The organism is Klebsiella michiganensis, assembly GCA_000963575.1.
GTDB classification, from domain to species: domain Bacteria; phylum Pseudomonadota; class Gammaproteobacteria; order Enterobacterales; family Enterobacteriaceae; genus Cedecea; species Cedecea michiganensis_A.
Window position 1 is genome coordinate 2,320,229 of record CP011077.1, and the last position, 13,116, is coordinate 2,333,344.

Here is a 13,116-nt window from a genome sequence, read left to right on the forward strand (position 1 = left end):
TTTACGCCATCCAGTCGCGAATAATCTCCCCGTACAGCTGTTCCGCTTCTTCCAGCCGACTGAGCAGACAATACTCGTCGGTTTGATGGGCCATAGACGGCTCGCCGGGGCCGAGAATCATGCAGGGCGGGTTTCCCAACGCAGGCAGCAACAGAGATGCGTCGGTAAAGTATGGCACTACGCGGGGCTCAAGCGGCCTGGCGTGCAGCGGCTGGCAGCGCTGATAAACCTGTTTTATCCACGCGTGCTCTTGTTCGCTGAGTACTGCGGGCAGATCGACTAGCGTTGACACCGTGACGCTCTCGCCAAGCAGCGTACTCAACCGCCGGCGGATGGTGGCGTGCTGTAAATTGGGCGCGCTGCGGATATCGACATCGAAGCGCGTGTGGTCCGGCACGGAATTAATATTTAGCCCGCCGTGAATACTTCCGACATTCACCGTGGGCTGCTTCATCAGTGGATGCGGCGGGCCCGGCGAAAAATGTTGGATTTTACCCAGCGCATCCGCCGCCAGATAGATAGCATTAATTCCCAGCTCCGGCATCGCGCCGTGAGCGGTTTTCCCCCGAGTTTCGCAGCGTAGCCAGAGTGCGCCTTTATGGCCGATAACCGGATAGTTGGCGGTGGGCTCACCGACGATCAGCGCGCCCACGTCCGGCAACGTCGTGGAGGCGATCAGTGCCCGTGCCCCGTCGCAGCCGGTCTCTTCTCCGCCGGTAATTAGCAATAACGCGCCGCGTCCGGCGAGGATCGTTTCCCGCAGCTTGACGCAGGCCACGGCAAACGCCGCTATTGCCGCTTTCATATCGCTCGATCCGCGTCCATAAAGACGCCCATCTTCTATCTGCGAGCCGAAAGGATCGTACTGCCACCGGGCACTTCCCAGCGGGACGGTATCCAGATGTCCGGTGAAGGCCAGCGGTTTACCCGTCTTCGCTCCGGTCAGCCTGGCGATAAGATTGCAGCGTCCCTCGCCGAACGATGACAGCGAAACTTCAAAACCGCTTTCGTCCAGCCAGTTGGCAAAGAACCGCATGCAATCCGCTTCGCTGCCCGGCGGGTTGATGGTGTTAAAGCCCAGCAGTTGCCGGGCCAAGTGCAGGGTGGAGACCATCAGCGATGTTCCGTCAGCCAGTCGAGGCAGTTAATCCATAGCTGGCGATAGCCGGGCCATTGAGTAAACTCTTCCGGCAGCCAGTGTGCCGACATGTCGCTGGTCCACACCAGCGAACGGCCCTGTTGATATTCACGAATAGCCAGCAGCGGATGACCGGTACCAGCGACGGTTGCCAGCAGTTTACCTTCTGGATGCATTTCAACTTCGTTATAGCCCAGCAGCCACGGCCATTCGCCTGGAATATTGTTCAACAAGGTGTGCGATTCCGCCACTTCAGCATAGCAACCTTCCGGGGTTTCAACGCGGTCATCCCACGCCAGACAGCGGACCGGCAAAACCTTCTCTACCGCAGTATGGCGATAGCGCGCGCCGCCGTTAATGCCCTGGAAGCTGTAATATCCGCCAATCATCATCAGCGAGCCGCCGCCGGCCACGTAGTCATGCAGAAGCGTCAGACGGTTGGCGGTTCGCCGGCTTTTCAGCCAGGTGTCCGGATGCAGCAGCAGCGTATTGGCGCCGATGTCCGAGAGAATAATCGCATCCCACTCCTGCAGCGCTTCCAGCATCAGCGGAAAATCTGTCGCCGCCGCGTGGGCGGGCATATAGGTCACGGCGTAGGGACTGTCCGCCAGCGCTGCTAAAAAATCCGTTGCGCCGGTGTGCCAGGTGGTGGTGGCAAACTGGTCGAAACCTTTAACGTGCGTTGACGTGCTGGTCCAGGATTCACCGACCAGTAAGATTTTTTTCTGCATTATGATTTTCCTTTTATCCGCCAAAGACGCGTTGGGGATTACCAATCATTAAGGTTTCAAGCTGTTCGCCGCTGATGCCGTGGCGTCTCAGACGCGGAACAAAATGTTTGAGTATGTAGCCGTAACCGTGACCGCCGTAGCGGGTGAGCATGGTTTTCAGGAAGACGTCCTGCGACAGCAGAATTTGCTGAATATAGCCGTCGTCAATCAGCTCACGAATCGCGCGGGCGTTCTCCTCGTCGGAGGGCGACTGCACCGACTCGTCAGCGTAGTAATAGCTCATGCCGATCATGTCGTATTCGAGAAACGCCCCGCGCTGCGCCAGTTCCCGCTGGTAGCGCTTATCGGCAAAGCTGGGATTCATATGGCATAGCACGGTATGGCGTAAATCGGCGCCTTCCTGTTCGAGAATATCCAGCACCCGATGTCCCAGCCGCTCCCAGCCGGGCAGATGGACCTCGATGGGCACGCCTGTCGCGGCACTGGCCCGACCCGCAGCGCGCAGGGATTTCTCCTCATCCGGCGTAAATCGGCTTGAGATACCGATTTCGCCGATGAGCCCGGCGAGCACCTCCGGTTTCTTCTCCGCGCCGCCAAGATCGTACATCAGCCGCTCGGTCAGCTGTTCGATGCTGCTGTTTTTTACCCACTCGGGGTGCGACGGTTCCAGATAGAGGCCAGTCCCCATAATAATGTTCAGACCGGTCAGACGCGCGATGCGCGCCAGCGCTTTGGGATCGCGGCCAATACCGATATTGGTCGGGTCAACCACCGTTTCTCCGCCAAGGGCTCGATATTTCATCAGCTCGTCAATCGCAACATCGACATCAAACAGCTGGCAGTTATCGCGGCTCATCAGCGGATTCAGCGACAGTTCGCCGAGGTTTTCCATTTTCACAGGCAGTTCGGCAAGATGGCGATCGCTACAGCAGCAGGGCGGCACCCATTTGCCGGAGGCATCCAGCAGGATATGCTCATGCATCAGGGTAACGCCCATTTCGTTAACCGGCAGCGGGCCAAGCACCGTCATAACGTAACCGCTACTGACGCCAACCGGTAGCGGGGAGGGGTGGCGAAAAATTGATCCTTTCATCAACTATCCTTTCGCCGTGGAGCGAGTCGGGTTGAGAATGCGGGTGTTCAGCCAGATGGCCAGCAGGATAATGGTGCCGGTGGCTATCTGAGTGTAAAACGGCGAAATATGCGACAGGATCAGCCCGTTCTGAATGACCGCAATCGACAGCGCGCCCAGCAGCGTGCCAATAATGGTACCGAAGCCGCCAAACAGGCTGGTACTGCCAAGCACTACGGCCGCTATGACCTGCAGCTCAAAGCCCTCGCCCTGGTTGGAGGAGCCGCTGCCGAGTCTGGCGGTAATGATCATCCCCGCCAGTGCGGCAGCCATTCCGCTGATGATATAGACCTTCATGGTGACCGCTTTGGTGTTAATGCCGCTGCGTCGTGCACCTTCGGCGTTGGCGCCGATAGCGGTCACGTAGCGGCCAAAGCGCATATGGTTGAGTACGATATGCCCGGTAACCAGACACAAAATGCCGATCAGCGCGGGCATGGGGATACCCACTACCCACGCGCGTCCTATAAAGGTAAACAGGCTGTCAGCCGGAACCGGAATCGAGTAGCCCTGGGTGACCAGAAGCGCGATGCCGCGAACCACGGCCAGGGTGGCGAGAGTGACGATAAACGCCGGAATGCCTTCATAGGCAATAAAAAAGCCGTTGATGGCGCCAACGAATCCGCCAAGCAAAAGGCCGCCGAGCATTACCACTGGCCACGGCAGCCCCCAGTTATTAAGGGCGATCGCGGAAAGCGCGCCGACCAGCGCCAGGGTAGAGCCCACAGACAGATCTATACCGCCTGTGGTAATGACCAGGGTCATTGCCGTCGCGACTATCAGCAGCGGGGCACTCTGACGGATAATGTTCAGCCAGTTGGTGCCGGTGAGAAAGTTGCTGGTTATCAGCGAAAACACCACGCAGCAGAAGACGAAAAAGAGTGCAATGCTGACCACGCCTGAGTGGTTATGCAGCAGGCGGCGCGGCAGCGAATGCTGGATCATGCGGGAGCTGCTTAAGTTCATGATACTCATCCTGTTACCTCAATGTGCAGCCGCAGAGTGGGCGGTGAATTTTTCGCCCACAATCAGGTTAACAATATCGCTCAGGCTGGTGTCGGCCACCCGTCTGTCGGCGACGTTGGTACCTTCATACATCACCATGATCCGGTCACAGACCAGGAACAGGTCCTGCAGGCGGTGGGTAATCAGAATCACGCTCACCCCGCGAGCGGAAACGCGGCGAATGAGCTCGAGAACCGCTTCGACTTCCGCGACGGCCAGCGCGGCGGTGGGTTCATCCATAATCAGCACTTTCGGGTCAAAGGCTGCTGCGCGAGCGATGGCAATAGCCTGGCGCTGGCCGCCGGAGAGATTTCGCACCAGCAGTCGTGTATCGGGAATGGAGATCCCGAGCCCTTTAAGCATCTCCCGGGCGTCGGCGTGCATTTTGCCCTCATCGAGGAAGGGGATACCAAGGACCGATTTCATCGGCTCGCGGCCCATAAACAGATTGCCCGCGACGTCGACCGTGTCGCACAGCGACAGATCCTGATACACCATCTCGATATGGCAGCGGCGTGAATCGGCCGGAGCGGTAAACTGCTGCTGTTCACCGTCGATACGAATCGTGCCGCTGGAAGGGATCACCGCGCCAGAGAGCACTTTGGTCAGGGTGGATTTCCCCGCGCCGTTATCGCCGACTAAGCCCAGCACTTCGCCTGGGGCCAGCGCAAGGTTGACTCCGCGCAGGGAACGTATCGACCCGTAGGTCTTGGTGATATTGATCATCTCCACCCTTGCTGGGGTAGTTTGTGGCTGCTGCATCTGATAACTCCCATCGCTGTGGCAGGGAAATGTTCGCCCTCCTGCAGGAGAGACTCTATCCGACACGGTTTACATGCTAGTAAACCGGTTTACCTGTGGAAAAGAGCACTCGCCAGTACAGTCAGGACAAACGCTATGTAAGATATTTGTTCGCCAGGAAAAACATTGCAGCATCCGTGCCAGGGCAGAAACAACACAGCATCAATTAAACTTAACAATATGTATTAAATAGAATTAATTCTTTGGAGTATCGGTAAACCGGTTTACTTGCCATGATGATAAAACTGTTGGCTGAACGTTTTATGCGCCAAAGCTGGGCGCTTTTTGCGCCATTCTGGAACGCGCTTAACGCTTCTGGATCGAGTCGCGACCAATCCATTCAACCGGCAGGCGGGTTTCCGCCGGGATATCACTATCGTTGTTCAGCAGGCGCATCATGATGTTCACCGCGGTGCGGCCCAGTTCCCGGGCGGGCTGTCGGATAGTCGAAATCCTCGGCTGGGTAAAATCGGCGTAGTTGGCGTCATCGAAGCCGACCAACGATAGCGCCTCCGGAGCCTGAAGTCCTCTGGTGCGCAGACCGTCTAACAGACCGAGCACCAGATAGTCGCTGGCGGCGAAGACGGCGGTCGGGGGAACCGGCTGGCTGAACAGGTACCGCAGCGCCTGTTGGCCAAACTCGCGGTGGTAGTCGCCGTAAATAACCCATTCGGGTGGCCAGCTCAGGCCGGCTTGCTCCATCGCGGTGCAGAATCCCTGGTAGCGCTCGCGGACGCTCATCAACTTATCCGGGCCACCGACGAAAGCGATATGGCGATGCCCGGCAGCGATCAGTTGTTCGGTGGCGATCCGCCCGCCCTGGACGTTATCAGCAAACACTTTCGGTACCTTACTGCCGGGAATATCTTCATCCAGCAAGACAATGCGTTCGTGACGCTGGATCTCTTTACGCAGCAGGCCGTTATCGGGGCGGTTGGTGGTGAACAGCAGGCCGTCGACCTGGCAGGTATCCAGCCAGCGGATGAACTGGCACTCTTTTTCAGGGTTGTTACGGGTGATACACAGCACCAGGCTGAAGCCGCTGGCGGAAGCGGCCTCTTCGGCGGCATCGGCCAGTTCGGCAAAGAAGGGGTTGGTAATATCGGGAAGCACCAGGCCAAACGTTTCGCTGCCGCCCTTGCTAAGACGGCGGGCCAGGCTATTGCCACGATAGTCCAGTTCGCGAATGGCGGTTTCAATACGGTCGATGGTGTCCTGCGGCAGCACAATACTGTTGTTCATATAACGCGACAGTGTCGACTTCGACAGCCCCGCCAGCTTTGCCACATCGGATAACAATACGCGTTTTATACTCATTTCCTGCGCCATGACTCCCAGAATCGGCTATCTGTAACACAGTTAATCGCGGTGGATACAGCTATTTCTCTGCTCACCATAAGCGGAAATAAATGCTTGACAAATTTTAATCTGCGGAGAATTGTATAGGCAGTTTACCGCATCATCCGGGAAATCATTCCCAAACCCGTTTAACTCATTCCAGTCGTGCACCGACACGGACCGGTTGCCGGAATGAAATTAAGCAGGTCTCCGCCGAACGTCGATGATTGTTCAGGCCATATAGTCGATATTTGCCCGCCAAAAAAATAACTCTTCTGCGTTCACATACGGCGCGGAACTCTGCTGGCTATAAACTATTCCCGAAGAGGATAATGATGATGTTATTTAACACCGGAAAACTGCGTTCTATTGCTGTAGCTACGACGATGCTGGCATCAATCGGTTTTATTTCTGCCGCCGGCGCCGCAGCTCCAACTTATGCGCTGGTACAAATTAATCAGCAGGCTCTGTTCTTTAATCTGATGAATAAAGGTGCGGCGGATGCGGCTAAGTCCAGCGGCAAAAATTTAGTGATTTTTAACTCTAATGATAATCCCGTGGCGCAAAACGATGCGATAGAAAACTATATTCAACAAGGTGTTAAAGGTATTCTCGTTGACGCTATCGACGTTAACGGCATTATGCCTGCGATAAAAGAAGCTGCCGCTGCCAACATTCCGGTAATTGCGATTGATGCCGTATTACCGGCCGGGCCGCAGGCGGCTCAGGTCGGCGTTGATAATATCGAGGGTGGTAAAATAATTGGTAAATACTTCGTGGACTATGTGCAGAAAGAGATGGGGGGGCAGGCGCGGTTGGGTATTGTTGGTGCACTGAATTCAGCTATTCAGAACCAGCGGCAGAAAGGATTTGAAGAGATGCTGAAAAGCAATCCGAAAATCACCATTGCTGACGTTGTCGACGGCCAGAACGTGCAGGATAAAGCCATGATCGCGGCCGAAAACCTGATTACCGGTAACCCCGATCTGACGGTGATTTATGCCACCGGCGAACCCGCTTTGCTGGGCGCCATTGCCGCCGTGGAAAACCAGGGGCGCCAGAAGGATATTAAAGTCTTTGGCTGGGATCTGACGGCGAAGGCCATTTCAGGTATCGACGGTGGGTACGTCACCGCCGTATTGCAGCAGGATCCGGAAAAGATGGGGGCCGAAGCTCTGAAAGCGCTGAACGCTATCACCTCAGGTAAAACCGTGCCGAAAACCATTCTGGTTCCTGCCACGGTGGTAACCAAAGCGAACGTAGATACCTACCGTTCGCTGTTCAAGTAGGTCAGTTTGCGCCGTTCACGGCTAACAGGGCGGTGAGTTCAGCGCCGTCGGGAAACGCGCTGAGCGTTCCACGGCGGCTGACGGTAATGGCGGCAGCTCTACTGGCGTGTGCCAGCGCCAGCGCATCCGGCGCAACACCGCGCAGGATTGAAGACGCCAGCATCACCGCGAGGAAGGTGTCGCCTGCACCGGTGGTGTCTAGCGCCTCGGCAGGGAAGGCGGGGCAAAACTGGCGCTGGCCCGCCTGGATAAGCCAGGCGCCTGCCGCGCCCTGGGTCACCACTAAGCTTCTCACGGCATAGGGTTGGAGCTGTTCGGCTTCGGATTCATTGACCACCGCGATGTCGATAAGCGGCCACAGATGGCAAAAGTCAGGGTTGACAGGTGAGGGGTTGAATACCGTTGTCATACCGCGGGTTTTGGCGTACTGGAACAGTGCCCGCGTTTTATCCAGGGAGAAATTGCCTTGCTGGAGCAGAATATCGCCCGCTGTGGCCTCCGCCATATGCGGAATAATATCATCAAGGCTGAACGTATCAGCAGCAGCCGTAGTGGTAATAATGGCATTGTCGCCATCAGCACTATTTAAAATAATCGAGGTGTCGCTATGTGGATTGAAATGGCCGTCGGGTAGTAGCGTCAATGGTTCATTTATTATCTGCTGACGGATCCACTCGCCGTTGCTGTCATTTCCCGTGGCAGCAATTAAATGCGTGTCGATTCCGCAGCGGGATAATATAATCGCCTGATTCGCGCCTTTACCGCCGACATCCTGCGAGACTTTAATTCCGTGAATTGAAACGCCTTTTTTTGGCATGTCTGAAATGGCCCAGGTTTCATCCACGGCAATATTACCGATAACGTAAACACGCATAGTATGTCCTTAAAAGGATGGATAAGATGATTGCTATCTCAGCAGAAAAAACGAACGCAATACAAGCTATTTTTTCACGTAATAAAGCTGTTATTGGTGTTATTCATTGCGACCCTTTCCCCGGCTCGCCAAAATATCGAGGAAAATCAGTTTCCGGTATTGTTGAGCGTGCGCTTCGCGATGCTGAAAATTATATTTCCGGCGGCGTTCATGGCCTTATTATCGAAAATCACGGGGATATTCCTTTTTCCAAACCTGAGGATATCGGGCATGAAACCTCCGCGCTGATGGCGGTGATTACCGAGAAAGTGCGAGAGCGTTTTGCTGTGCCGCTGGGTATTAACGTTCTGGCTAACGCTGCAATCCCGGCGATGGCTATCGCCCTGGCGGGCGGAGCCGATTTCGTCCGCGTAAACCAGTGGGCCAACGCCTATATTGCCAACGAAGGATTTATTGAAGGGGCGGCCGCCAAGGCACTGCGCTACCGCAGTATGCTGCGCGCCGAGCATATCCGCGTTTTTGCCGACAGCCACGTTAAGCACGGCAGTCATGCCATCGTGGCCGATCGTTCGATTCAGGAACTGACGCGTGACGTCGATTTCTTCGAGGCTGATGCGGTGATCGCCACCGGCCAGCGCACGGGGGATAGCGCCACGATGGAGGAAATTGATGAGATCCGTGCTGCCACGGAGCTACCGCTGTTAGTGGGCTCCGGGGTGACGCCGGGCAACGTGCGCCAGATCCTTGGGCGAACTCAAGGAGTCATAGTGGCCAGTACGATGAAGGTCGATGGCGTCTGGTGGAATGATGTTGAGCTGGCCCGGGTTAAGCATTTTATGTCAGTCGCGCAGGCCGCGCTCGAGGAGGAATAATGGAATTGTTTAGCGAGCGTCTGCTGAGCGAGCATCAACAGGCGTGGCAGGCGATGCAGAGGCACCGTTTTGTGGTTGATATAGAGGAGGATCGTCTGCCAGCAGCCGTCTTCAACCGTTATCTCGTATTTGAAGGCAACTTTGTCGCGACGGCAATCGCGATTTTTGCCCTCGGGGTCAGCAAAGCGCCGGATATTCATCAGCAGCGCTGGCTGATTGGCGTGCTGAATGCCCTGGTTGACACCCAGATCGCATGGTTTGAACAGGTGTTATCAGAGCGGCGGATCGATCCCGCTGAGTACCCGGCCGATTTACCCGCCGTGCGGCGTTTTCGCGACGGTATGCTGTGGACCGCCCAGCAGGGCAGCTATGAGCAGATCGTTACAATGATGTTCGCTGCGGAATGGATGTATTACTTCTGGTGCCAGCGGGTGAGCGAGCGTCGCCAGAGCGACGCGGACATCCGACGCTGGGTAGAGATGCACGCGGAGGACGCATTCTATCAGCAGGCTCTTTGGCTAAAGAACGAACTCGATCGCTGCGCCATCGCGCTGAGTGAAAAAGAAAAGCAGGCGCTGTCGGCACTTTATGGCGATGTTCTGCAGTGGGAAATTGATTTTCATCACGCAGCGTACGAGGAGTGGCCGCGAGGTGAATAACAGGAGCGTGCATAGTGGTTCGTCTAAAATGGTGGCGACCAAATACAGCTTTTAAATGAGTGGCTGGAGCGGGGCATCATATTGCCAGGCGGCGGTATGATGACTCCGGTTTTGAATAGACCCGGCATCTGACCCAGGCTCAGAGCCTAATGATACGGCCACACAATCAGTACCGAACGGGACACCGAACGCAAGAAAAGGGAGGTATCTCAAAATTCACAACATGCTGATGGCTGTAGCTGCACCAGAGAACCATGAAGCAACAGACCCATAAATGCAATTTAACTTATGTTGTGTGAGAGTCCAGTTCATAAGCTATATAGCTTTTATCCACCTGATTTTATGTAGTAGCTTCAGTGTACATCTGAATTCACTCTCGCAGGACTTCATGAACTAACATAAGGTCTGATTCTTATAAGCATTTCATGAAAATCTGCTATGAAAACTATATCCCACCGCAATCATATATCCAAACCTACCAAATTTAGGTGGTATATTATTGTTTTCTTGAACAATTCATTAATTTCAGCGACATTTAGATATGTTAATACCTAATCAGAATGATGAATCTGAGGGCGGTAGCGTTGTCAAGTTTTCTAGGTTTGCCTGAGGGGAATCGGTTGGGTAAGAGGGCTATTAAGATCTATGTTGGCAGAGTGGTGTTAAGCGAACACTAATGGCATTAGTAAGACTTACATGGCGTTATTACTCGAACTATGTTATGGCCATGTTTTCAGCATGCACAGTTTTTTTATAGGAAAATGATGGATGAAATATAAAGAGGCCATTTATATTAACGTTTGCTTATTCTAATCAGGAAGAGGCTAACGGTGGTATATATGGTTGCTTCCAAAATTCATTCAGTGTTTTGAATAGATAAAAATCCAGTATTTCTGTTTTGTATGTCCGGTTGAGCCCTTCGATAAAGGCATTTTGCCTTGTTTTGCCGGGCCTCATAAATTCCAGCATCACACTATGCTCTTTTGCCCATTGTGCCAGCGTCAGCGAGATCAGCTCCGGACCGTTAGCCTAGTATTATGCACCTGTATTGTTCTAAGGTGAGCATATCACCTCTGTTCAGGTGGCCAAATTCAGTAAACCACTACACTTTTGAGGAAAGATATTTCAATGGATGATTTTGAACTACAGCGTATATTTCATCAAATTACTGCTACATCTTCTCCACTTGAAGCACATAACATATATGAACGGCACTTCGATTTGTTGAAGGACTGGCGAATCATCTACGCCGCTAACGATGATCATGGTCCATTTAAACTACAGAACAGAGTAGTAGGTAGTTCAACGGGAATCTGTTCCATTTTTAGGGGACGATCCTTATGGGTTATTGATGCGAACATGGCAGGAACCGAAGGAGTGGTTCCTTATCTTGCAGGAACAGGAACATATTTCGACTCAAACGTGGCCTCATTTATTTATTCATTAGGATATAAAGAGAAATTTGGTCCAGAGCTAAGAAAACAACTGGGGCGAATACAGTCCTTAGGGATAGATTACCGAAATATCAATCCTTATTTATATCTTTTTGAAAATAGGAAATATTTTGACACCAAGCCTGAAAATATCGAATATGGCAGAAAAACCTTTGCCGTCATGACTGCGTTATCAAAAATTTCGGGCCCGCTGGATGAATCCTGGCGGGAGATGTATAAAAAATATTTCCTTGAGCAATGCGAGGAAAGTATCGCTCCGTTATTTAAAAATTTCCTTTCCTGGCATCAGAATGGGGAGTTTAATTTACTTGATCACCAATTTGCTTTGACCGAATTATTGCTACTAGAAACCAAGATACTGGATATCACTACGAAAGACAAAAATGAACATAAGCTTGAAATGCTTATTCAGTTTATGGATGAAAAATTGCAAGTGATGATGCTACGAGAGATTGCTATTTGTACAGACATTCTTTTTAATGGGAATAGTAACCAATTAACAAAGAAACTTCGCAAAATCAACCATCATCACCCCGACTCTCTTGGTATTATTCATGGTTGTGCCTGGGATTTGTTCATGTTTCGTGTTATGGATTGGTTCAGTAATACAAGCAACGAATTTGGTGTCGACTTCTATATATCAAACCTCGTTTCTTGCGATAAGGATGTTTTGGACGTAGCAGAACTCACCAAACTAAAAGCAATCGCGTTACATAATTACTCACACGAACATGTTATTTTCCAGTATAATAGCCCTGAGGAAATACTCCTTTCTGTCCTGGGAGAAGATAAACGTGAGTTCCTGCTAAATTTATTCAGCTACGACTCACGCCAAAAACGCGTTGGCTGGATACAGAAGAGTAACAACAAAGAGATTTATGCTGGAAAGAATAAAGTTATTCAGGCACTTTTAATGGAAAAACGGGAGGAATTGGTATCACTAATTCGTCAGTAACCATATGGATAAATTGCGTTTTCCATCAGAATACTCAACACCTAAATAAGGACGGTCAAGCCGTACAAGGATGTACGGCGTATTACCCGATCAGATAAATACTGACGTCATCCAACTCGGACGTACCATTCATTTTGTTTGATAGCATTAAGGAAAAGGAAGCATAAAGAGTAAGGAGATTTAATTACTTAACTATGCTACTCATTTTCTCTTACTGAGAAAAATTTAATTCTTATGTTTTTATGTTATTGAAATGATGAAAGACTTTATAAATCATTAACGCCCAAATATTTTCAATTTGAGAAACCCAATAAAAAATGAAACAGCCAAATGATTTATCCTTCGAGCATGCATGGAAATATTTTGAAGTTCACTCGCAACAACGTATGACGGTCTTTAATTTTTACATCACGGTTGTAGGTTTACTCGCTGCAGGTTGCGGCATATCTTTACAGCAGGGAGGCGATTTTATTTATTTTAGCACCGTATTGGGTTTGTTTATAACTTTTATTACCTTTATTTTTTATAAACTAGATGACCGTGTTTCCTTGCTCATCAAAAAATCAGAAGGAGCATTGAAGTATTTGGAATCACACTTAGAGCATCCATCATTCAGGATATTTTCTAGTGATTTGGATCATTCAACCCTCAACTCTGGGTTATTTTCTGTCTGGACGTATGGTAGATGTTTTAGAATAGTGTTTGTTGTATTAGGTCTTGCAGGGTTAATTTTAGGATTCACGCCGATAGTTTTATGCTCTTTAAAATAAACGAGTTAGCTTGATATTCCTTCAAAATAAAAAATAACATATTATCGCGCTTAAATAGAGGAAAAGGGTGATGCGTAGGGAACAAAGAATAAAAAGGT

Annotated in this window: 11 protein-coding genes; 4 read left to right on the forward strand and 7 right to left on the reverse strand. The window is 51.5% G+C overall.

Features of this window, described 5'->3' with window-relative positions:
* Position 1 precedes the first annotated feature (1 nt).
* The 6 genes from VW41_10935 to VW41_10960 form a co-directional block, all read right to left on the reverse strand.
* Positions 2–1,114 carry a peptidase M20 gene (locus tag VW41_10935; protein ID AJZ89511.1) on the reverse strand — a complete coding sequence of 371 codons (1,113 nt, stop codon included), beginning with the start codon at positions 1,112–1,114 and terminating at the stop codon, positions 2–4.
* Positions 1,114–1,869 (reverse strand): A4 beta-galactosidase middle domain protein, encoded by a 756-nt coding sequence (locus VW41_10940; protein AJZ89512.1) that lies wholly within the window; start codon positions 1,867–1,869, stop codon positions 1,114–1,116. The genes VW41_10935 and VW41_10940 overlap by 1 nt, the downstream gene beginning before the upstream one ends.
* Before the next feature lie 13 nt (positions 1,870–1,882).
* On the reverse strand, positions 1,883–2,962 hold the full coding sequence (locus VW41_10945) for an aryldialkylphosphatase (GenBank protein AJZ89513.1): 1,080 nt from the start codon (positions 2,960–2,962) through the stop codon (positions 1,883–1,885).
* A 3-nt stretch (positions 2,963–2,965) separates the two neighbouring features.
* The gene (locus tag VW41_10950) at positions 2,966–3,976 is read right to left on the reverse strand and encodes an ABC transporter permease (GenBank protein ID AJZ89514.1); all 1,011 of its coding nucleotides are present in this window, start codon (positions 3,974–3,976) and stop codon (positions 2,966–2,968) included.
* A 9-nt stretch (positions 3,977–3,985) separates the two neighbouring features.
* Positions 3,986–4,768: an ABC transporter ATP-binding protein gene (locus tag VW41_10955; protein AJZ89515.1), complete on the reverse strand. Its 783-nt coding sequence runs from the start codon at positions 4,766–4,768 to the stop codon at positions 3,986–3,988.
* A 345-nt stretch (positions 4,769–5,113) separates the two neighbouring features.
* Positions 5,114–6,136 (reverse strand): cytochrome C peroxidase, encoded by a 1,023-nt coding sequence (locus VW41_10960; protein ID AJZ89516.1) that lies wholly within the window; start codon positions 6,134–6,136, stop codon positions 5,114–5,116.
* Positions 6,137–6,480: 344 nt separating this feature from the next.
* On the opposite strand from VW41_10960, the gene VW41_10965 reads away from it, so the two are divergent.
* The gene (locus tag VW41_10965; GenBank protein AJZ89517.1) at positions 6,481–7,434 is read left to right on the forward strand and encodes a sugar ABC transporter substrate-binding protein; all 954 of its coding nucleotides are present in this window, start codon (positions 6,481–6,483) and stop codon (positions 7,432–7,434) included.
* 1 nt (position 7,435) lies between these two features.
* On the opposite strand, the gene VW41_10970 is transcribed toward VW41_10965, so the two are convergent.
* Positions 7,436–8,308 carry a carbohydrate kinase gene (locus VW41_10970; protein ID AJZ89518.1) on the reverse strand — a complete coding sequence of 291 codons (873 nt, stop codon included), beginning with the start codon at positions 8,306–8,308 and terminating at the stop codon, positions 7,436–7,438.
* 26 nt (positions 8,309–8,334) lie between these two features.
* Between VW41_10970 and VW41_10975 the strand changes: the two genes are divergently transcribed.
* The 3 genes from VW41_10975 (at position 8,335) to VW41_10985 (ending at position 12,248) form a co-directional block, all read left to right on the forward strand.
* Positions 8,335–9,180 (forward strand): BtpA family membrane complex biogenesis protein, encoded by an 846-nt coding sequence (locus VW41_10975; protein ID AJZ89519.1) that lies wholly within the window; start codon positions 8,335–8,337, stop codon positions 9,178–9,180.
* Complete coding sequence (locus VW41_10980) at positions 9,180–9,839, forward strand: TenA family transcriptional regulator (protein AJZ89520.1); 660 nt, start codon at positions 9,180–9,182, stop codon at positions 9,837–9,839. Before VW41_10975 ends, VW41_10980 begins: the two co-directional genes overlap by 1 nt.
* A gap of 1,128 nt (positions 9,840–10,967) precedes the next feature.
* A complete protein-coding gene (locus tag VW41_10985; protein AJZ89521.1) occupies positions 10,968–12,248 on the forward strand; it encodes a hypothetical protein in 1,281 nt (426 codons plus the stop codon).
* Positions 12,249–13,116 lie beyond the last annotated feature (868 nt).